Origin of the sequence: Streptomyces decoyicus (assembly GCF_019880305.1) — a bacterium.
GTDB lineage: Bacteria > Actinomycetota > Actinomycetes > Streptomycetales > Streptomycetaceae > Streptomyces > Streptomyces decoyicus.
Genome location: NZ_CP082301.1, coordinates 5,117,706 through 5,137,985, shown reverse-complemented (window position 1 = coordinate 5,137,985; position 20,280 = coordinate 5,117,706). Strand labels below are relative to the sequence as shown.

The window sequence follows — 20,280 nt, the reverse complement described above, 5'->3', positions numbered from 1 at the left end:
GCCGGGCGGCCCTCCCCCACAGAGGTCCGCCCGGCTGTTCATGGGTGTTCCGGCATCGGCCGCCGCCGCGGCCGATGAGCCGGTGGTGTCGGCCCGAGGCCTCAGACGGTCTGGACCGGGAGGGCCGGCAGCGCCGGGATGTTGGCGGCGTTGGTCAGGTCGGCCAGGTTGGCGGGCACGGCCGGGACGGCAACGGCGTCGGTCAGGTTGGCCGGGACGGCGGGGACGGCCGGGACGGCCGGAACGGCAACGGCGTCAGTCAGGTTGGCGGGCACGGCCGGGAGGGCCGGAACGGCAACGGCGTCGGTCAGGTTGGCCGGGACGGCCGGAACCGCGTCGGTCACGTTGGCCGGGACGGCGGGCACGGACGGGACGGCCGGGACGGCGTCCGTCACGTTGGCCGGGACGGCGGGCACGGACGGGACGGCCGGGACGGCGTCCGTCACGTTGGCCGGAACCGCGGGCACGGACGGGACGGCCGGCACGGCGGGAACGGCCGGCACGGCGGGGACGGCCGGCACGGCGGGAACGGCCGGCACGGCGGGGACGGCCGGCACGGCGGGGACGGCCGGCACGGCGGGGACGGCCGGCACGGACTTCACCGGGGTCAGGCCCTGCACACCGGCGACGGCCTTGCCGGCGGTGCCCTGCGCGTCGGTCACGACGACGGCGGCCAGGCCCTGCGCGAACGGGGTGGCGTCAGCGGCCGCACCCTGCGCGAACGCCACGGTGTCGGTCGCCTTCCCCTGGACGAACGGCGCGGCGTCGGCGGCCACACCCTGCGCGAACGGCACCGCGTCGGCGGCCGCACCCTGCACGAACAGCTGCGCCTGGCCGCCGACCGTGATCACGAACGGGGTCGCCTGGCCGGCCGCGTCACCGGCGAGCTGACCGGCACCGCCGACCGCACCCTGGGCAACCGGCACGACCTTGACGACGACCCGGCGGGCGACGGGCGGCAGCACGTCGGAGGCCGTCTGGTCGATGGCCGGACGGGCGGTGGCCAGGACACCCTGGGCCTGCTTCGCCAGCTGCTCGGGGCGGATGCCCGCACCGGCGAGACCGGCCAGCAGGTTGTCGGCCGAGCCCGGCGCCTTGGGCAGCGCGGGGGCCTTCGGCAGCGCCGGGGTGCCGGGGAGGTGGGCGGTCGGGACGCCCGGGGTCGCGGGCAGCGACGGAACGGAGGGCAGCGTGCCGTTCGTGAGGCGGCCGGCCTTGCCGAGGTCGGCGGCCTTGGCGGCCTTCTTGACGGCCTTGGCGGCCTTCTTGGCCTTCTTCAGGTCGGCGGCCTTCTGCACCTCACCGGTCTTCGGCAGACCGGCGCCGCGGACCTGCTTCTGCACACCGTCCAGCGCCCCGGTCACCCCGCCGACCTGCGGCAGCTCGCCGGTGGGCAGGTCCTGGGCCGACACGCCGCCGCCCAGGGCGCCGGTGGCCTTGCCCACCGTCTTCTTGGCGGTGGAGGTGACGGTCCCGGCCGTCTTCTTCGCGGTGCCGGCCACGTCACCCGTGGGCAGCTGCTTGGCGGTGTCGGTCACCGTGCCGGTGGCCGGCAGGTCCGAACCGACGGGCAGCTCGGCGGCGTTGGCGGCGACGGAGCCCAGGGCCCACAGGCCGGTGGCGGCGGCGGCAACGACGATGGAACGGCGAATGTTCGAGCGCATGGAGGTGATGTCCTTCGAATTCAGGAGGGTGAAAGGGCAGACCTGTCCCGCCCCCGCGCGGCAGGTCCAGTTACAGACGCGGAGCGGTCTGCCCTAGCCCGGGAATTCGAGGATTTCTTCGGCACGCCGACGCGTCGGAGCGCCATCGGCCGTGCGGACGCCACCGGGCAGCAGCCGGAAGCGCAGGGGGTCCACCGGAGCGGTGGTGTGCTGGTCGCCGCCACGGGGGCCGTGGCCGTCACCGGCGGCGGTGTGCGAGCTGGGCACCATCGGGGCCTGCGGGCACTGGCCCGGAAGGTCGTGGTGGCCCGGGTCCTGCTGCTCGTGGACGGCGGCCGGGCGGTGCCCGGCGGCAGTCTCCTGCACGTCGGCGGCGCAGTGCGACGCCTGGGCGGCAGCAGCGCCGCCGACCGTGGCAGCGGTGCCCTGACGGCCCGGCTGAGCATCGCCCGGCGTACGGCCGTGCGGGTGCGTCGTGCCGTCTCCGGGGCGTTCCGCGTGCTCACCGGACGGGAGGTGCACGGGCAGTCCGGCGCCTGCCGACTCCCCGATCTCCCGTACGACCCGGCTCACCGGTTCGGTGATCCGGCCGGTGGCGGGCGCGACCTGTTCGGCGGCGGGCCGTACGCCCTCGGCCACCGCGCCGGAGGCGGAGTGGGTGCGCTCGGCGAGCTTCGCGCCGGACGCCTTGCGCTGCCGCTCAAGGGCGGCTCCGGAACCGGACAGCCGGTTCGCCGCCCCGTCCCGGGTGGCGGCCCGGTCCGGAGTGGACGCCTCGGCCGTGGGCCCGGCCGGAGTCGAGACCCCGGACAGATCCGCTGTCCGCGTGCGGTCGTCGGCATGGGCGCCGGGACCGAAGGCGAAGCCGAGGGCGACAAAGCCCACCAGGAAGAGCCCGGCCAGCAGCGCACGCCGCACGGCCACCGTGCGCGGAAGGCGCACGGCGGCAGGCAGAGCGAGCACAGCAGACAAGGGGGGACCTTCCCATACGGACGGGGACACCCCAGGCACACAGCCCCGGTGTCACGCGCGTCGCGGGCGATCGAGCGATGGCCTGATCCTTGCATGAGGAGCCAGGTGCCACGCAAGTCCCCCGGGGGTTCCTGTCACCGTTGCTCCGCCATGTCCGGTATGGGCAGCGGCCGTTTCTCGATCGCGGCCGCCATCACGTCCGGAAACAGATCCGGGGTGCAGGCGAACGCCGGGGCGCCCAGGGCCGCGAGAGCCGCGGCATGGTCCCGGTCATAGGCGGGCGCCCCCTCGTCGGACAGGGCGAGCAGCGTCACGAACTGCACGCCGGACGCCTTCATCGCGGCGACCCGCTTGAGCATCTCGTCCCTGATACCGCCTTCGTAGAGGTCGCTGATGAGCACGACGACGGTTTCGGTGGGGCGGGTGATGCGGGACTGGCAGTAGGCGAGCGCACGGTTGATGTCCGTGCCGCCGCCGAGCTGGGTGCCGAAGAGGACGTCGACCGGGTCGTCCAGTTGGTCCGTCAGGTCGACCACCGCCGTGTCGAAGACGACCAGCCGGGTGTCGAGGGCCCGCATGGAGGCGAGCACCGCGCCGAACACCGAGGCATAGACGACCGAGGCGGCCATGGAACCGGACTGGTCGATGCAGAGCACCACGTCCTTCTTCACCGACTGCGCCGCGCGGCCGTATCCGATCAGCCGCTCGGGGACGACCGTGCGGTACTCCGGGAGGTAGTTCTTGAGGTTCGCCCGGATCGTGCGGTCCCAGTCGATATCACGATGGCGCGGCCGGCTGATCCGGGCGGAGCGGTCCAGGGCGCCGGTGAGGGTGGCGCGGGTGCGCTGCGCGAGCTTCTTCTCCAACTGCTCGACGACCTGGCGGACGACGGCGCGCGCGGTCTCCTTGGTCGTCTCCGGCATGACCTTGTTGAGCGAGAGGAGGGTGCCCACCAGATGCACATCCGCCTCGACGGCCTCCAGCATCTCCGGCTCCAGCAGCAGCGCGGACAGCCCCAGCCGGTCGATGGCGTCGCGCTGCATCACCTGCACCACGGAGGACGGGAAGTACGTGCGGATGTCGCCCAGCCAGCGCGCCACCCCGGGCGCCGAGGCCCCGAGCCCCGCCGCACGCCTGCCGCCGGGCGCCTTGCCGCCGCTCCCCTTCTCCCGGCCGTAGAGCGAGGCCAGCGCCCCGTCCATCGCCGCGTCCCGCCCCCGTAGTTCGCACCCCGTGCCGTCCGCACCGCCACCACCGAGCACCAGCCGCCAACGACGCAGCCGCTCGGCTTCGGAGGTGGGGGTGGCAGGGGCGGAGTCGGCGGGGACGGAGGCGGAGGAGGAGGCGGCAGCGACGGAAGCTGGGTCTGTGGCCGTGGGCGCCGTCGGGGCCGTGGTTGCCGTGGCCGTGGTGCCCGCCGGGTCTGGGGTCGCCGTCGGGGCGGTGTTCGTTGCCGCTGCCGCTGCCGCTGTCGCTGTCGCTGTCTGTGCCAACGCCGTTGCCGTCGGGTCCGGTGTCGTACTGGTCATGTCCGTGCCCCCGTGAGGTCGTCGGCCGGTCGGGTGGTGTCCGGTTGGTCGCTGTTCGGCCCGCCGCTCAGCGCGTCGTTCCGCCCGTCGTTCGGCCCCCCGCTCAGCTCGTCGTTCCGCTCGTCGTCAAAGCCGTGTGCGCCGATCCCCAGCAGCATGCGCAGGGTGGGCAGGACGGCCGCGGCACGGTCGCGGTCCAGGCCGGGGCCGAAGCCGGGCGCGGCGGCGTCCGGGGCGTCACCTGCCTGACGGTGGGAGGGCGACGCGGGGCCGCGGCGGATCAGTTCGCCGAGGGTGCGCCGCACTCCGGCCTCGTACTCCGCGAAGGTCCGGCGCAGCAGCGGCAGGACGTCCGTGAACGCGGCGTCCGGCACACCGGTCAGCCAGCCGTCGACCAGTGCGAGCAGCCGCGCGTCATGGACCAGCAGCATGCCGCCGTCCCCGCCGGTCCCGCCTCCGACGAATCCCTCGATCCAGCCGGCGGCGTCGGTGGGCGGGGTGCCCGGCGAGAGGGCGAGCCCCATCAGCCGTTCCGCGCCCCCGTCGCCCAACTCGCCCTCGTCCAGCAGCAGTCTGGCCGACCGCCCGCGGATCAGCCCCGGTACGGCGTCCCGTTCACTCACCGCCCGCAGCACTCCGGCCCACCGCGTCCGCAGGTGCTGCGCTCCGGTCTGCCGACCGGTCGGCTGGTCGAGCTGCCGGCCAGTGTGCGGTCCGGTCTGCCGGCCAGTCGGATGGCTGGCCGGCTGGCTGGTCGGCTGGCCGGCCGGGTCGCCGCCCGCCTGTCCGGCCCCGGGCCGGCCGAGGAGGCCGACGGCCTGGTGGGTGGCGTCGAGATGGCCGCGCATTTCGGCGGCGCCGTCGGCATCCAGGCCCGCGCAGGCCGGCGGCAACCCGACGAAGACCCGCTCGGCCAGGCCCATGGCCACCTCGCGGAGCGCCGCCGCGTCCGTGCCCCGCACATCGCCGTAGCGCACGGACCGCACGAGGGCGGGCAGCGCCTGGGCGAGGTGGCCCACGTCCGCGTCCAGGGCCGCGCGGTCCGACAGCGCCCGCATCACCACCGGGAGGGCGTCGGGTAGTTCGGCGAGCAGACAGCGCTCGGCGAGCGCCGTCACCTCGGCGAGCGTGGCCGCCCCGGTCGCCTCGGACGCGGCCTTGGCGGTGGCGGCCGAGAGCACTGTCGTGCCCCAGATACCGGCCTCCGCGACCCGCACCGACAGTTCGGGCTCCCAGCGCAACCGCCAGGTCTCCCGGAAGGTGCCGGTGCTGCCGCGGGAGCGGGTGGGTTCGCCCCAGGGAATGCCGAGCAGCCGGAGCCGGTGCAGCAGACGGCTGCGGCCGGCGTCGGTCTCCTTGCGCAGGTCCAGCTCCAGTTCCCGTTCCCGGGCCTCCGGTTTGAGCCGCAGCGTCCGCTGGCTGCGGGCGATGTCCCGTTGCAGCGGTACCGCGGGGGCGTCGTCCGGGACCTCGCCCAGTACGTCCCCGACCACCAGCCGGTCGTGGATCAGCGAAGACGGGGCGTCGGAGCCGTCCCCCATGACGGCCCGGACCGCGTCGTCCAGCTCCGTCAGCCCGGCCAGCGGGCGGCCCCGTACCGTGGCCAGCCCCTCGGCGAGCCGCACCGCTTCGATGACATGCGCCGACGAGACGGCGTAGTCCTCCTCCCGGAGCAGCCCGGCGACCTTGGTCAGCCAGCGGGCGACGGGGCGGTCGGGGGCGCTGAAGAGATGGCCGTACCAACCGGGCGAGGCGATTCCGGCGCCGTAACCGCTGTGGCGGGAGAGCCGTCGGTGCGTCCAGGGCACCCAGGTCACCGCCACCTTCGCCTTGGGCAGGCCCTTGAGCAGCTGCCGGTCGGCGGCCACGGTGGTGCGGCGGGCCAGGGCCGGTACGTGCCAGGCGCCGCACACCACGGCAATACCGTCGCCGAACTCCCGTCGCGCGGCCCGCAGCCGGAGCCGCATATGGGCCTCGCGCACCGGGTCGCGGTCGTGTCCGCCGTCGCCGTACGTCTCGCGCAGCGCCCCCATCGCCTCCGCCAGCGCCGCGAAGGGAGCCAGCGCATCGGCACCGGGTTCTCCCCCGCTCCCGGCTCCCGCCCGCCCCGCGCGGTGCTCGACCACGTCCTCCCACCAGCGCTCGGGATCGTCGTACCCGGCCGCCTCGGCCAGCACCCGGATCGGATCGACCCGTACATCGGCCTCCGCGGCAGCCTCCTGCTCACCGGGCCCGTCGGCCGGGGCCACCGGGCCTCCGGTGTGAGCGCCATCGGCGTCCCCCTTGCCGACGCCCTGCTTCTCGCCGTCGGCGTCCGCGCCGGCCGCAGGATTCCCGTCGGCCGTCCCCCCATCGGCGGTCTCTCCCTTCTCCCCCATGGCCAGGGAGTGGGCCGCGGGCAGATCGATGAAGCGGACGGGGACGCCGCGCTCCAGTGCCCAGCGCATCGCCACCCACTCCGGGGAGAACTCGGCCAGCGGCCAGAACGCCGCGCGGCCGGGATCGTCCTGTACATGGGCGAGCAGCGCGACGGGCGGCCGCATCCCCTCCTGGGCGGCGAGCGGCACCAGCGCGTCCGCCTCCGGCGGGCCCTCGATCAGGACCGCGTCGGGCGGGCACTGATCCAGGGCGGCCCGCACCGCCCGCGCCGACCCGGGGCCGTGATGCCGCACCCCGAGCAGCACCGGCCCGCACCTGTTCGTTGTCCGCTCGCTACGCTCGCTCATGCGCTCGCCTCACGGCAGGCGCGGTAGAAGTCCTTCCAGCCGTCGCGCTCGCGCACCACGGTCTCCAGATACTCCTGCCATACGACCCGGTCCGCCGCCGGGTCCCGGACCACGGCGCCCAGGATGCCGGCGGCCACGTCCCCGGAGCGCAGCACCCCGTCCCCGAAGTGGGTGGCCAGCGCCAGCCCGTTCGTCACCACCGAGATGGCCTCGGCCGTGGAGAGGGTGCCGGAGGGGGACTTGAGCTTGGTCCGGCCGTCGGTGGTGAGACCGGCGCGCAGCTCGCGGAAGACCGTGACGACCCGTCGGATCTCGTCCAGGCCCTCCGGCCCGGCCGGGAGATCCAGCGAGCGGCCGATCTGCTCGACCCGGCGCGAGACGATGTCCACCTCTTCGTCCGGGGTCGCGGGCAGCGGCAGCACGACGGTGTTGAAGCGGCGGCGCAGCGCGCTGGAGAGTTCGTTGACCCCGCGGTCGCGGTCGTTGGCGGTGGCGATCAGGTTGAACCCGCGCACGGCCTGCACTTCCTGCCCCAACTCCGGGATGGGCAGGGTCTTTTCGGACAGGACCGTGATCAGCGTGTCCTGGACGTCGGCGGGGATGCGGGTCAGTTCCTCGACCCGCGCGGTCATGCCCTGCGCCATCGCGCGCATCACCGGACTGGGCACCAGCGCCTCGCGGCTGGGGCCGTTCGCGAGCAGCTGGGCGTAGTTCCAGCCGTAGCGGATCGCCTCTTCGGGGGTGCCGGCCGTGCCCTGCACCAGCAGGGTGGAGTCGCCGCTGACGGCCGCCGCCAGATGCTCGGACACCCAGGTCTTCGCGGTGCCGGGCACGCCGAGCAGGAGCAGTGCGCGGTCCGTCGCGAGGGTCGTCACGGCGACCTCGACGATGCGGCGCGGGCCGACATATTTGGGCGTGATGACCGTGCCGTCCGCGAGCGTGCCGCCGAGAAGGTAGGTCGCGACCGCCCACGGCGAGAGCCGCCAGCGCTCCGGGCGCGGCCGGTCGTCGACCGCCGCGAGGGCCTTCAGCTCCTGCGCGAAAGTGTCCTCGGCATGCGGCCGCAGCGCTTCGCCGCCCGCGGCGAGCGGCGCCGCCCCAGCGCTCGGATTGGTCTCGTCGTCCGTCGTCGTGAAGCTGTTCTCGGACATGGTTCCCCCTCGTCGCAACGTGTGCGGCCGGCACCCCGAAAGCCCTGCGGCCGCTTGCGGAATCAAGCCTGCACCACCCCACTGACAATCCCCCGATTACCCACTCCGAGCTGCGAGTTCATCGCGGTCCGCGGCGATTGTCAGTGGGGCGTCGTAGCGTCGATGACATGAATCCGCAGGGGGAACGCTGGACGACGGACCAGGTGCTCGCGCTGGCGCCTGACGAGGCTTCGCGCAGGGCGGGCGGCAAGCTCGCGGCGCCGGGGCCGTGGTCGGAAACGGGCGCGGACGGGGGTGCGGTGTGGGGGCAGTGCAAGGGCAGCGGCAAGAAGCCGTACCAAACGGTCGTGGACATCAAGGGCCCCGCCTTCAAGTGCAGTTGCCCGAGCCGTAAGTTTCCGTGCAAGCATGCGCTGGGGCTGTTGCTGCTCTGGGCCGGCGACGACCGTGCGGTGACGGCAGGGGAACCGGCGCAGTGGGCGGGCGAATGGCTGGCCGGTCGCCGGGAGCGCGCCGAGCGGTCCGCGAGCGCGCCCCCGGGTGCCGGCGCTCCGTCGCGTGCGCCGGCCGACCCGGAGGCGGCCAAGCGGCGGGCTGAGCGCCGGATGCAGCGGATCGGCGCCGGTGCCAGGGAACTGGAGCAGCGCCTGGAGGATCTGCTCCGGTCCGGCCTGGCCTCGGCCGAGCGGGCGGGTTACGGCTCCTGGGACGAGACGGCCGCCCGTATGGTCGACGCGCAGGCTCCCGGACTCGCCTCGCGGGTACGGGAGTTGGGCTCGGCGGTGGCGGCCGGTCCCGACTGGCCGGCGCAGCTGCTGGAGGAGTGCGCGCTGCTGCACCTCCTCGATCAGGGGTTCCTCGGCATCGAGCGGCTGCCGGCCCCGCTCGCGGCGACGGTCCGCTCGCGCGTCGGACTGACCACGGAGGCGGCGGATCTGCTGACCGGCCCCGAGGCGGCGACAGTGCGGGACCGCTGGCTGGTGCTCGCCCAGCAGGACAGCGAGGACGGCAAGCTGACCACCCGCAGAATCTTTCTGCGGGGCGAGCGCACCGGCCGGATGGCACTGCATCTCTCCTTCGGCGGGGCCAACCGTCCTCTGGATGTGGCGCTGGCGCCCGGTCTGGTGCTCGATGCGGATCTCGCCTACTACCCGGGGGCCCGCCCGCTGCGCGCCGTCCTGGGCGAGCGGCACGCCCCGGCGGCCCCGGGGCCCGTGCCGCCCGGCGGCGGCATCGATGCCGCCCTGGCCGCGTACGGCGATGCGCTGCGCGACGACCCCTGGCTGGATTCCTGGCCGGTGGTGCTCGCCGATGTCACCCCGATACCGACCCGAGACGGGACGAGCTGGCAGTTGGCCGATACGGACGGGGAATCGGCGCTCCCGTTGGACCCGCGCTGCCTGGGCCGTACGAGCCTGTGGCAGCTGGCCGCCATATCGGGCGGGGCGCCGGTCACGGTCTTCGGCGAATGCGGCCACCGCGGCTTTCTGCCGCTGACCGTCTGGGACCCCGCGCCGGTCTCCCTGTGACCCGGGCCCCGGCGCCGGCGCCGACCACGACGCCCCGCCACCCGCGCACGCCGTCCACCACCGATGCCTGGAGGAAGGGCATGACGAGCACCACCACGCCCACGGCACCCACTGTTCCCACCACTCCCACTGCACCCCTCACTCCCACCGCCCCCGCCACTCCGTCCGCACCCACCGCACCCCCTTCCCCCACCCCGACCGCCCCGGCCCCCTGGGCGGATCTCGTGAGCGCCGCGCTCCTGGGGACCGAGCGGCGGACGCCGCCGGTGGCGGTGCGGTCCGGGCAGGGCGCCGCCGCCGCGCTGCTGGACGCGGCCGCGGTGAGCACGGTCCGCCGGCGCGCCGCACTGCGCCCCGCACCGGCCGGTGAGCGGCCCGCCCCGGCCCCGGCCGACCTCCGGCCCTCGTTGCCGCCCGCCGCGCGCCGCCGGCTGTCCCTGCTGCTCGCCGACCGCGGCGGCAGCGCAGGCAGCCGCCGCGGCACGGCACCCGACCTCACCGAACTGCTGCCCCAGTGGCTGGTCACCGCGGGCGAGTTGGGCTACCGCGCCCCGGAGGCGCTGCTGCCCGCGCTGCTCGACGCCGCCCGTGCCCGTACGGACCTGCGGCCCGCCGCGCTGGCGCTGTCGGGCCCGCGTGCGCTGTGGCTGGCGCGGCTCAACGACGAATGGAAGTTCGCGCTCCGTGGGACCGGCCGCACGACCGAGCTGCCCCTGGGCGACGACCCTGAGGGCGTACGACAGCAGTGGGAGGAGGGCCTGTTCGCGGAACGGGTCGCCCTGCTGACCGCGCTGCGCCGCCAGGACCCGCAGGCCGGCCTGGCACTGCTGGCCGCGACCTGGCCCACGGAGCGGGCCGAGGACCGTCTGATGTTCCTCGACTCGCTGCGCGAGGACCTCTCGGCGGCCGATGAGCCGTTCCTGGAACAGGCGCTGTCCGACCGCAGCCGCAATGTCCGCACCACGGCCGCCGAACTGCTCTCCACGCTCCCCGGCTCCGCGCTCGCGGCCCGTATGGCGCAGCGCGCACACACCTGCATCGGCCTGGACCGTACGGCCGGTGCGCCGGTGATCGCCGTGGAGGCCCCGCACGAGTGCGACGCGGGGATGCAGCGGGACGGGGTGGCACCCGAACCACCCTCCGGGCGGGGCGAACGGTCCTGGTGGTTGGGCCAGTTGGTGGAGGCGACGCCGCTGGACGGATGGCCCGCACGCTTCGGGGGCCGTGAGGCGTCGGCGATCGTGGCGCTGCCGGTGGGCGACGACTGGCGGACGGAGCTGCACGACGCCTGGTGCCGCGCCGCCGTGCGCCAGCGGAACGCCGACTGGGCGCGGGCCCTGCTGGGCGCGCCGGGCGCTCCGTCCCAGGCGGCCGAGGTCTCACCGGCCGGCTCGTCGCGGGACCTGACGAAGCTGCTGACCGTACTTCCCGACGAGGAACGGGCCTGGTGGGTGGCCGAGTTCATCGCGGCGCACGGCCTGTCGGACGCTTTCCGGATGCTCGGCGTGTGCACGGTCCCCTGGGCCGAGCCGCTGGGCGGCGCCGTCGTCGACGCCCTGGACATCGCCCGGGACGCGGGCAGTTATCCCTGGAGCTTCAGCGGGGTGATGGGCCTGGCCGAGCGCTGCCTGGACCCGGCAGCGGCGGACCGTCTCGACATGCTCACCGCCATCACGGACGAGCCGGAGGGCGCCTCACCGGGCTCCGGCGGCTACTGGTCCGAGGCCTTCCAGCGCCTGGTAGGCACTTTGCGCCTCCGCGCCACCATGCACGCGGAACTCACCCCACCACCCACCGGCCACGACCCCGCGGACGCCGCCGCCTCAGCCGGCCCCACCGATACCGGCCTCCGCGCCGGCACGGACACAACCACGGATACGGGCACGGACACGAGTGCCGACCACGGCCCCGGCCCTCTCAGCAGCCCTGGCCCCGGTCCTGCCGCCGGCACCGGCCCCGGCATCAGAACCGGTGCCCCGGCCGACGCCTCCGGCCGGGCCACGCGCCAACCCCTCGCGCCATGACTCTCCGCGCCGGACCCACCCGCGCCCCGGCCGTCCGCGTCCCCGGGCTCCCCGGTGTCTCAGACCGCCAGCGAGCGCACGTTCGCGTTGACCCAGTCCACGATCGAGGCGGTCGTCGCGCCCGGCGTGAAGATCTCCGCGACGCCCTGCGCCTTGAGCGGGGGGATGTCGGCCTCGGGGATGATGCCGCCGCCGAAGACCTTGATGTCCGCCGCGTCGCGCTCCTCCAACAGGGCGATGACCTTCGCGAAGAGGGTGTTGTGCGCGCCGGAGAGGATGGACAGCCCGATCGCGTCGGCGTCCTCCTGGATCGCGGTGTCGACGATCTGCTCCGGGGTCTGGTGCAGCCCGGTGTAGATCACCTCCATACCGGCGTCGCGCAGCGCCCGCGCGATGACCTTGGCGCCCCGGTCGTGCCCGTCCAGGCCCGGCTTGGCCACGACCACCCGGATCGGCCCCGACCTGCCCGCCGCGCCCTGGATTCCCGCTTGCGCTCCGTCATGCCGAGCCACACTCATCACTGCCTCCAAGCCATGCACGGCACTGTGGTGCCGCCGAGCCGACAATCGATCGCGCGACCGCGATCCGGCGGCCACGAGCGTGAACGAACGTTATCGCCAGCATCGCGTACCCAGCCGTTTCGTGACATCCGGGGAGGGGGAAATCACACATGGGACACGTTCGCTACGCGCTGTGTTCCGCGTGTCGTGCCGCCAGGGCCGGGCTGCGTGCGCGCGGGGCGGGCGCTCGGGGAGCCGCAGCCGGGCCACCGCACCGCCGGGCGCGCATCAGGACGGGTACGCCGCAGGCCCGCCCTCGCTGCTCATGGCTTCCCACGAGGGCATACGGGGGTCACAGCCGCCTCCCGCATGCCGTTCGGGAGGTCGGCCATGCAGGCCCTGCCCTTTCTCTCCGCACCCCTTCTGTTCGCGCGCCTTCTCGCCGCACCACTCCAGGGCGCCCGCCGGCTCCCCGCCCGAGCCTCCTCCCTGATCCTGCGCAGCACGGTCGTGGAGCTGGCCGTCCTCGCCGGCCATCTCCTCCTCTACCCGACCGGCATCTCGCAGGAACGACCCGTGCCACACCCCGCGCCGGCACCCGCACCACACCCCGCAGCCGGGCCCCCGGACGGGCACCCGGCACGCGAGGCCAGGCAGCCCGCCCCCGGCACGCCGTCACTGCTGCCGACCGAGGGCCGCGCCCATCCGCCGGTCCTCCTCCTGCACGGCTTCATCGACAACCGCTCCGTCTTCCTGCTGCTGCGCCGCTCGTTGCACCGGCACGGCTGGCGCCATGTCGAGGCCCTCAACTACTCCCCGCTGACCTGCGATCTCCGTAAGGCCGCGGAGCTGCTGAACCGCCATGTGGAAGAGGTGTGCGCGCGGACCGGTCATCGCCGGGTGGACATCGTGGGCCACAGCCTGGGCGGGCTGATCGCCCGCTATTACGTGCAGCGGCTCGGCGGCGACGCCCGGGTCCGTGTGGCGGTCACGCTCGGCACCCCGCACTCCGGTACCCGTGTCGCGCCCCTGATGTCGGCGCACCCGATCGTCCGCCAGATGCGGCCCGACTCCGAGGTGATTGCGGAGTTGTCACGTCCGGCGCCGAATTGCCGGACACAATTTGTCGCTTTCTGGAGCGACGAGGACCAGGTGATGGTTCCCGCGACGACGGCCAGAATCGACCACCCGGATTTGCTCGCGCACAACGTTCATGTCGCCGGTGTCGGACATCTCGCCCTACCGGTCAACGGGGTCGTCGCCGCCGGCATACGTGAAGCGCTGACCTCGGCCGAGGCGGCGGAAGGGGCCGCGGACGTCATCTCGGTGGCCTGACCCCGGCCGCTCGCGACACCCGCCGGCCGGTCCCGCGCGACGTCGAATCCGCGCCGCACAGGCGACGTGATCTTGACGCGCGATCGAACAAACATCGAACGGGGCGCCAAGAGCTCGCATGGGTACTGCCGAAAGGCGGCCAAATGCCCGGTCTCGCCGAGCCCAAAACCTGTTGAAGATTGTCGCCGCCGCGTACCGCCGGGTACAGTCGCCGCTAATTCTCCTGCTGCCGAGGCGAAAGAGAAGTTGGTGAACGACCGTCACCCATCGGGGGCTCAGCTCCCGACCGGCTCCGCTTCCGACGCCTCGTATGCGCACTATCCGGCCTACGACTCCTACGGGCAGCAGCAATCCCCCACGGGCAGCGCCGAATACGGCGACGGCGACCCCCTCTTCGGCTCGCTTCCCAGCTCGTACGAGACCGGTATGTACGACACCGGCACCTATGACACCGGGATGTACGACACCGGCACCCACAGCGCGGGCGCCTACGGCATGAGCGCGTACGGCACGGGCACCTTCCACACCGGCGCGTACGACACGGGGACCTACCCGGCGGCCGACGGCTACGGCGACGGCTATTCCACCGGCGCCTACGACACCGGCACATACGCCTCGACGCAGTGGGACACCGGCACCTACGACACCGGTGCATACGACAACGGCGCCTACGCCGCAGCCGACCCGCACTCCGCCGCCGCGGACTACGACCCCTATGCGCACACCTCGTACGAGCCCTCGGTCCACGACGCGGCCGGCTACGCAGCTCCCGCGTACGAGACGACGACCGCATACGAGTCGGCCGCCTACGAGGCCACCGCCTACGGGCACGGCGGGTACGACACCGGCAGCTACCCCACCGGCGTGTACGACACCGGCAGTTACGCCACCGGCACGTACGACACCACCGGCGCCTTCGACGCGCTCGGCCAGCAGGCCACCGCGCTCCAGGACACCGCGCTCCAGGACACCGCGAGCTTCGAGGCCACGGCGATCTGGCCGACCACGGACCGCAACCTGATCGCCGGCATTCCGGCGCAGGCCGGCCCGCCCCCGACCGACACCGTCCACTGGGACACCACCACGTGGGGCGACACCCCGCACTTCGAGACCGGCCGGCCCGACAACGGTCACCCCGACACCGGTCAGCCCGACACAGGCCAGTTCGACACCGGCCAGTTCGACACCGATCAGCTCGACACCGACGTCTTCGAGGCCGGGCGGCCCGAGACCGACGGCGGCTTCTCCGGTGACGACGGTCTCTCCCACGGTGCCGACGGCACCAGCGAGGCCGCCGCCGTCGCGGACGCCATGACGCAGGCCATGCCGGTCACCGCCGCGGCCCCCGCTCCCGCCGGACGGCGGGTCGCCCCGCCGGCTGCCGGAAAGGCCGTCCGCGGCCGGGGCCGGAAGCGCCCGGTGAAGCGGTCGGCGCTGCTGACCGTCGCCGTCCCCTCCGTCGCCGCCATGGGCGTGTGCGCCGTGGCCGCCGCGTCCGTCACCGGCATCACCGGCGACGACAAGGGCGAAGCGACCGCCCAGGCCGCGCCCGACACCGAGGCCGTCAAGCCGTCCGCGGCCAACAACAAGCTCGACACCCAGCTCGCCGGACTCAGCGCCAGCGCCGACGACTTCCGCGACCGGGCCAGCCGCACCCAGGAGCGGATCGACCTCAAGGAGCGCCAGGCGCTGGAGCGTGAGCGCAAGGCGAAGGAGGCGGCCCGCAAGGAGGCCATGCGCCCCAAGTTCGTGCTGCCGGTCAAGCAGCACGGACTGAGCGCCACCTTCGGCCAGGCCGGCGTGAACTGGATGTCCGTGCACACCGGCATCGACTTCCCGGTCAGCTACGGCACCCCGGTCATGTCCGCCACCGACGGCACCGTCCGCACGCAGTGGAACTCCGCCTACGGCAATATGGCGATCGTGACGGCACCCGACGGCACCGAGACGTGGTACTGCCATCTGAGCAGCACCAAGATCCGGTCCGGGTCGGTCAAGGCCGGGGATCAGATTGCCTATTCGGGCAACTCCGGCAACTCCACGGGCCCGCATCTGCACTTCGAGGTGCGCCCCGGCGGCGGCTCCGCGGTCGACCCGCTGCCGTGGCTGCGCGGCCACGACCTCGACCCGAACTGACCGCCGTCCCCGCCGGGTGACGGATCCCGTCACCCGGCCCGCACGGCTCCCGTTACAGCTTCTCCACCGGCGCATACCGCAGCAGCAGCCGCTTCGGCTTCTCGCCGCCGAAGTCGATCGTCGCCTCGGCGTTGTCGCCGCCGCCCTTGACGCCGACGACCGTGCCGAGCCCGAAGCTGTCGTGGGTGACGCGGTCGCCGATGGTCAGCGCAACCACCGGACGGTCGCTGGCGCGACGGGTCGCAAAGCCGCTCGGGCCCTTGGCGCGCGACGACGACAGTGCGCCGCCGAAGCCGCCGCCTCCGCCGCCCGCCGACATACCGCCCATCGACGCGGACGGCGTCGCCGGGCCCGTCCGCTTCCACTCCACGTAGTCGCCCGGAATCTCCTCCAGGAACCGGGAGGGCGGGTTGTACGAGGGCTGGCCCCAGGCGCTGCGCATCGTCGAGCGGGTGACGTAGAGCCGCTCGCGGGCGCGGGTGATGCCGACATAGGCCAGCCGGCGCTCCTCCTCCAGCTCCTTGGTCTGGCCCAGGGAGCGCATGTGCGGGAAGACGCCGTCCTCCAGGCCGGTCAGGAAGACCGTCGGGAATTCCAGGCCCTTGGCGGTGTGCAGCGTCATGAGGGTGATCACGCCGCTGCCCTCCTCGTCCTCGTCCGGGATCTGGTCGGAGTCGGCGACCAGCGCGACCTGCTCCAGGAAGTCGGAGAGCGTGCCGGGATTGTCTTCGCCGCGCTCCTGCTCGAACTCCAGGGCCACGGCGGCGAGTTCCTGGAGGTTCTCGATCCGGGTCTCGTCCTGCGGGTCGGTGGAGGCCTGGAGTTCGGCGAGGTAGCCCGTGCGCTCCAGGACCGCTTCCAGGATCGTGGCGGGTCCGGCCTTGGACTCGACGATGGTGCGGAGCTCCTCCATGAGGACGTTGAAGCGCTTGACGGCGTTGGCGGAGCGGGCCGCCATGCCGTACGCCTCGTCGACCCGGCGCAGCGCCTGCGGGAAGGTGATCTTCTCGCGCAGCGACAGGGCGTCGATCATCGCCTCGGCGCGGTCGCCGATGCCGCGCTTGGGGACGTTCAGGATGCGGCGGAGCGGGACGGTGTCCTCGGGGTTGGCGAGCACCCGCAGGTACGCGAGGACGTCGCGGACCTCCTTGCGCTCGTAGAAGCGGACGCCACCGACGACCTTGTAGGGCAGCCCGACCCGGATGAAGATCTCTTCGAAGACACGGGACTGGGCGTTGGTGCGGTAGAACACGGCGACATCGCCGGCCTTGGCGTCACCGGCATCCGTCAGCCGGTCGATCTCGTCGGCGACGAACTGGGCCTCGTCGTGCTCGGTGTCGGCGACATAGCCGGTGATCTTGGGGCCGGCGCCGGCGTCGGTCCAGAGGTTCTTGGGGCGGCGGTTCTCGTTGCGCTCGATGACCGCGTTGGCGGCGGAGAGGATCGTCTGCGAGGAGCGGTAGTTCTGCTCCAGCAGGATCGTCGTCGCGTCCGGGTAGTCCTCCTCGAACTGGAGGATGTTGCGGATCGTGGCGCCGCGGAAGGCGTAGATCGACTGGTCGGCGTCACCGACGACGCACAGCTCGGCGGCGGATTCGGCGGGGCCGACCAGCTCGCGGACGAGGGTGTACTGGGCGTGGTTGGTGTCCTGGTACTCGTCGACGAGGACGTGGCGGAAGCGGCGGCGGTAGTGCTCGGCGACATCGGGGAAGGCCTGGAGCAGATTGACCGTCGTCATGATGATGTCGTCGAAGTCCAGGGCGTTGGCCTCGCGCAGCCGCGCCTGGTACATGGCATACGCCTCGGCCAAGGTCTTCTCGAAACCGTCGGCGGCCGTCCCGGCGAAGGTCTCCTCGTCGATGAGCTCGTTCTTGAGGTTGGAGATCTTCGCGCTGAAGGACTTGGGCGGGTAGCGCTTGGGGTCCAGATCCAGATCGCGGCAGACCAGGGCCATCAGGCGCTTGGAGTCGGCGGCGTCGTAGATCGAGAAGGACGAGGTGAAGCCCAGCTTCTTGGACTCGCGGCGCAGGATGCGGACGCAGGCGCTGTGGAAGGTGGAGACCCACATGGCGTTGGCGCGCGGGCCGACGAGCTCCTCGACGCGCTCCTTCATCTCACCGGCGGCCTTGTTCGTGAACGTGATCGCGAGGATCTGGCCGGGGTGGACATGGCGCTCGGCGAGCAGATGCGCGATGCGGTGGGTCAGCACACGGGTCTTGCCGGAGCCGGCGCCGGCGACGATCAGCAGCGGGCCGCCGGTGTGCACGACGGCGGCCTTCTGCTCGTCGTTGAGCCCCTCCAGCAGCGTCGCCGGGTCGAGGGCGGGACGGGCGGCGCCGTCGCGGTAGAACGCCTCTCTGGGGGCGGGCGCGTCGAACCGCCCGCCGAAGAGGTCGGCGGGGATCTCCTCCGGGGCCGGGCCGTGCTCGTCCTCGGGAGGCGGCGGGTGCTCCTCCTCGCCCTTGTGGCCGAGGTCCGCCAGGAAGCTGTCGTCAAAGAGGCTGCTCATCGCCCACCGAGTCTAGGCTGCCGCACTGACAGCCCGCCGCGGAGTAGGCAATTGCGGGGCGCATACGGAGCGGGCCGTGGCGCCGCGGCAGGTCAGGCGGCCGGGCCCTTCACAGACCGGGCACCGCGTCGTCTACCCGAATCCGACATCTGCCACAACAACCCCCGCATCGCGTTCAGGTCACGAAAAGGTTTCGGGCATATCGAACATCAGCCTTCACAGGAGCCACACGAGTTGGCTAACGTCCTCGCTCAGGCAGCCCGCCTCCCCGTGGACGACAGCGTCCGCACGGGCCGCCCACGCCGAGTCCGGCCCTGCCCTGAGGCATCCGGAGCCGGGGACCCACCAGCACCACCGGGGTGAATCGATCCGGGCAGCCGCCGTCGGCGGACGTCCGGACCGTAGGGCAAGCCTTCCGTCAGCGACACCGCCCGAACCCGACAGCTAACCCGGTAGGCGGTCCACGGAAGGAGTCGCCGGCCTTGGCGTCGCATCGCAAGCCGCGCACCAGCATTCTCGCCTCACCCGGAGGCCGTCGTACGGCGGTCGGGCTCACCACCGCCGCCCTCGCCTCGGCCACCCTGCTCTCGCAGTCCGCCGACGCGGCACCCCGGGCGCCCAAGCCCGGCATCGAAGAGGTCAAGCAGAAGGTCGACGGCCTCTACCACCAGGCCGAGGTGGCCACCCAGAAGTACAACGCCGTCAAGGAGCGCGCCGAAGCCCAGCGCGACACCGTGGACGGCCTGCTCGACGCCGCCGCCAAGCGCGCCGAGAAGATGAACGAGTCCCGGCGCATGCTGGGCACCTTCGCCTCCGCGCAGTACCGCACCGGCGGCCTGAACCCGACGGCGCAGCTGATGCTCGCCAAGGACCCGCAGCAGTTCTTCGACCGCAGCCACCTCATGGAGCGGATGACCGGCCGGCAGAAGCAGGCCGTCTCCGACTACCAGGAGCAGCAGGCGGCGGCCGCCCGGCAGCGCGCGGAGGCGTCCCGCAGCCTGGAGCGGCTACAGACGTCGCAGGCCTCCCTCAAGGAGTCCAAGCGGTCCGTCCAGGACAAGCTGGCCGAGGCCCGGCAGCTGCTGTCCCGGCTGACCGCCCAGGAGAAGGCGCGGATGGCGGAGCTGGAGCGCCGCAAGGAGGCGGCGGCCAAGCGCAAGGCCGAGGAGGAGGCGCGCAAGCAGCAGGAGCGGGAGCGCCAGAGGCAGCACGACGGCGGCGGCTCCGCCGGCGGGCAGACCGGTGGCGGCACCGACGACGGCTCCACCGGAGGCTCGTCCTCCGCCAAGGCCGAGAAGGCGCTCGCCTTCGCCCGCGCCCAGACGGGCAAGCCGTACGTCTGGGGCGCCACCGGCCCCAGCTCCTACGACTGCTCGGGGCTGACGCAGGCGGCGTGGAAGGCGGCCGGCGTCGATCTGCCGCGGACCACCTGGGACCAGGTCAAGGTCGGCCAGCGGATCGCCACCAAGGATCTCAAGCCCGGTGACCTGGTCTTCTTCTACGACGACATCAGCCACGTGGGCATGTACATAGGCGGCGGCAAGATGATCCACGCACCGCACCCGGGCGCCAACGTCCGGGAGGAGTCGATCTACTACATGCCGATCTACGGGAGCGTCCGCCCGGGCTGAGGCTCCGTTCCCCCGCAGGCCCCCCCCACGGCAACCCCCCACACGCCACCGCGCGGCCGTCGCCTCCAAAACCGGAGTGCGAGGACCGCGCGGTGTGCTGTGGAGGGGGCTCCACCCGGGGCGCGGGGCCCTGTTCCCGCGCCGCCGGCTGCTCCGCTCAGGTCCAGAGCACCGCGATGAAGATGTTGGCCACCGTCAGCGCGCCGACCGCGCCGAAGACCGGCTTGGCCACGCTCTCCTCGTCCCGCTTGACGTAGACCAGCGCCAGGATGACCACCAGCACGGCCATCTTGATGCCGAGCTTGATGTTGTTGAGGCTGTGGTCCTGGGCCTGGTTGAGGCCGACCAGCACGATGCCGGTGACCAGCATCGTCAGCGCACCGTGCAGCATCGCGGGCACAAAGCGGGCGGTGCCCGCGCTCATCGCCTTCATCTGGGTCAGAAAGCCGCCCAGCAGGGAGGCGATGCCGATGATGTGCAGGCCGACGAAGATATTGATTACTACGTCCATAGTGCTGGATCGTAGCCCCCGCATAGCACGGCCCTTCCGGCAGGGCGCCCACAATCGCCGCTT

At 73.1% G+C, this 20,280-nt stretch carries 13 protein-coding genes and 1 riboswitch; of the genes, 5 read left to right on the top strand and 8 right to left on the bottom strand.

All coding sequences use genetic code 11. The annotated features are described in order from the left end of the window. Window positions 1–101 precede the first annotated feature (101 nt). The 5 genes from K7C20_RS22680 to K7C20_RS22660 form a co-directional block, all read right to left on the bottom strand. Window positions 102–1,664 (bottom strand): hypothetical protein, encoded by a 1,563-nt coding sequence (locus tag K7C20_RS22680; RefSeq protein WP_053209506.1) that lies wholly within the window; start codon window positions 1,662–1,664, stop codon window positions 102–104. Between the two features lie 93 nt (window positions 1,665–1,757). Then, window positions 1,758–2,636, bottom strand: coding sequence for a hypothetical protein (locus tag K7C20_RS22675; protein WP_150127273.1), 879 nt, complete (start codon window positions 2,634–2,636; stop codon window positions 1,758–1,760). Window positions 2,637–2,770: 134 nt separating this feature from the next. After that, on the bottom strand, window positions 2,771–4,165 hold the full coding sequence (locus K7C20_RS22670) for a VWA domain-containing protein (RefSeq protein ID WP_245171365.1): 1,395 nt from the start codon (window positions 4,163–4,165) through the stop codon (window positions 2,771–2,773). Then, a complete protein-coding gene (locus K7C20_RS22665; RefSeq protein WP_222892651.1) occupies window positions 4,162–6,891 on the bottom strand; it encodes a DUF5682 family protein in 2,730 nt (909 codons plus the stop codon). Before K7C20_RS22665 ends, K7C20_RS22670 begins: the two co-directional genes overlap by 4 nt. After that, complete coding sequence (locus K7C20_RS22660) at window positions 6,888–8,042, bottom strand: ATP-binding protein (RefSeq protein ID WP_030082918.1); 1,155 nt, start codon at window positions 8,040–8,042, stop codon at window positions 6,888–6,890. The genes K7C20_RS22665 and K7C20_RS22660 overlap by 4 nt, the downstream gene beginning before the upstream one ends. 167 nt (window positions 8,043–8,209) lie before the next feature. On the opposite strand from K7C20_RS22660, the gene K7C20_RS22655 reads away from it, so the two are divergent. Both K7C20_RS22655 and K7C20_RS22650 read left to right on the top strand, forming a co-directional pair. Next, entirely contained in the window at window positions 8,210–9,571 is a 1,362-nt protein-coding gene (locus K7C20_RS22655) for an SWIM zinc finger family protein (RefSeq protein ID WP_053209507.1), read from the top strand. Window positions 9,572–9,651: 80 nt separating this feature from the next. Beyond that, on the top strand, window positions 9,652–11,595 hold the full coding sequence (locus K7C20_RS22650) for a DUF5691 domain-containing protein (protein ID WP_246655313.1): 1,944 nt from the start codon (window positions 9,652–9,654) through the stop codon (window positions 11,593–11,595). A 59-nt stretch (window positions 11,596–11,654) separates the two neighbouring features. On the opposite strand, the gene K7C20_RS22645 is transcribed toward K7C20_RS22650, so the two are convergent. Next, entirely contained in the window at window positions 11,655–12,113 is a 459-nt protein-coding gene (locus K7C20_RS22645; protein WP_048829612.1) for a cobalamin B12-binding domain-containing protein, read from the bottom strand. Between the two features lie 372 nt (window positions 12,114–12,485). Here K7C20_RS22645 and K7C20_RS22640 point away from each other — a divergent pair, with 372 nt between their 5' ends. Beyond that, on the top strand, window positions 12,486–13,430 hold the full coding sequence (locus K7C20_RS22640) for an esterase/lipase family protein (RefSeq protein ID WP_030082922.1): 945 nt from the start codon (window positions 12,486–12,488) through the stop codon (window positions 13,428–13,430). 249 nt (window positions 13,431–13,679) lie between these two features. Then, window positions 13,680–15,566 carry a M23 family metallopeptidase gene (locus K7C20_RS22635; protein ID WP_053208480.1) on the top strand — a complete coding sequence of 629 codons (1,887 nt, stop codon included), beginning with the start codon at window positions 13,680–13,682 and terminating at the stop codon, window positions 15,564–15,566. Window positions 15,567–15,618: 52 nt separating this feature from the next. Here the strand turns inward: K7C20_RS22635 and pcrA are convergent, their stop codons facing one another. Continuing rightward, entirely contained in the window at window positions 15,619–18,075 is a 2,457-nt protein-coding gene (gene pcrA, locus K7C20_RS22630) for a DNA helicase PcrA (RefSeq protein WP_053208479.1), read from the bottom strand. A 290-nt stretch (window positions 18,076–18,365) separates the two neighbouring features. Continuing rightward, a riboswitch (cyclic di-AMP (ydaO/yuaA leader) is annotated at window positions 18,366–18,549 on the top strand. 8 nt (window positions 18,550–18,557) lie between these two features. On the opposite strand from pcrA, the gene K7C20_RS22625 reads away from it, so the two are divergent. Then, window positions 18,558–19,706 (top strand): C40 family peptidase, encoded by a 1,149-nt coding sequence (locus tag K7C20_RS22625; protein ID WP_030082925.1) that lies wholly within the window; start codon window positions 18,558–18,560, stop codon window positions 19,704–19,706. Window positions 19,707–19,863: 157 nt separating this feature from the next. On the opposite strand, the gene K7C20_RS22620 is transcribed toward K7C20_RS22625, so the two are convergent. Continuing rightward, window positions 19,864–20,217 carry a hypothetical protein gene (locus K7C20_RS22620; protein WP_030082926.1) on the bottom strand — a complete coding sequence of 118 codons (354 nt, stop codon included), beginning with the start codon at window positions 20,215–20,217 and terminating at the stop codon, window positions 19,864–19,866. Between the last annotated feature and the right edge of the window lie 63 nt (window positions 20,218–20,280).

Coding starts and splice junctions, on each gene's coding strand:
- K7C20_RS22680 (WP_053209506.1), bottom strand. CDS start 1,664: ATGCGCTCGAACATTCGCCGTTCCATCGTCGTTGCCGCCGCCGCCACC.
- K7C20_RS22670 (WP_245171365.1), bottom strand. CDS start 4,165: ATGACCAGTACGACACCGGACCCGACGGCAACGGCGTTGGCACAGACA.
- K7C20_RS22665 (WP_222892651.1), bottom strand. CDS start 6,891: ATGAGCGAGCGTAGCGAGCGGACAACGAACAGGTGCGGGCCGGTGCTG.
- K7C20_RS22660 (WP_030082918.1), bottom strand. CDS start 8,042: ATGTCCGAGAACAGCTTCACGACGACGGACGACGAGACCAATCCGAGC.
- K7C20_RS22655 (WP_053209507.1), top strand. CDS start 8,210: ATGAATCCGCAGGGGGAACGCTGGACGACGGACCAGGTGCTCGCGCTG.
- K7C20_RS22650 (WP_246655313.1), top strand. CDS start 9,652: ATGACGAGCACCACCACGCCCACGGCACCCACTGTTCCCACCACTCCC.
- K7C20_RS22645 (WP_048829612.1), bottom strand. CDS start 12,113: ATGAGTGTGGCTCGGCATGACGGAGCGCAAGCGGGAATCCAGGGCGCG.
- K7C20_RS22640 (WP_030082922.1), top strand. CDS start 12,486: ATGCAGGCCCTGCCCTTTCTCTCCGCACCCCTTCTGTTCGCGCGCCTT.
- pcrA (WP_053208479.1), bottom strand. CDS start 18,075: ATGAGCAGCCTCTTTGACGACAGCTTCCTGGCGGACCTCGGCCACAAG.
- K7C20_RS22620 (WP_030082926.1), bottom strand. CDS start 20,217: ATGGACGTAGTAATCAATATCTTCGTCGGCCTGCACATCATCGGCATC.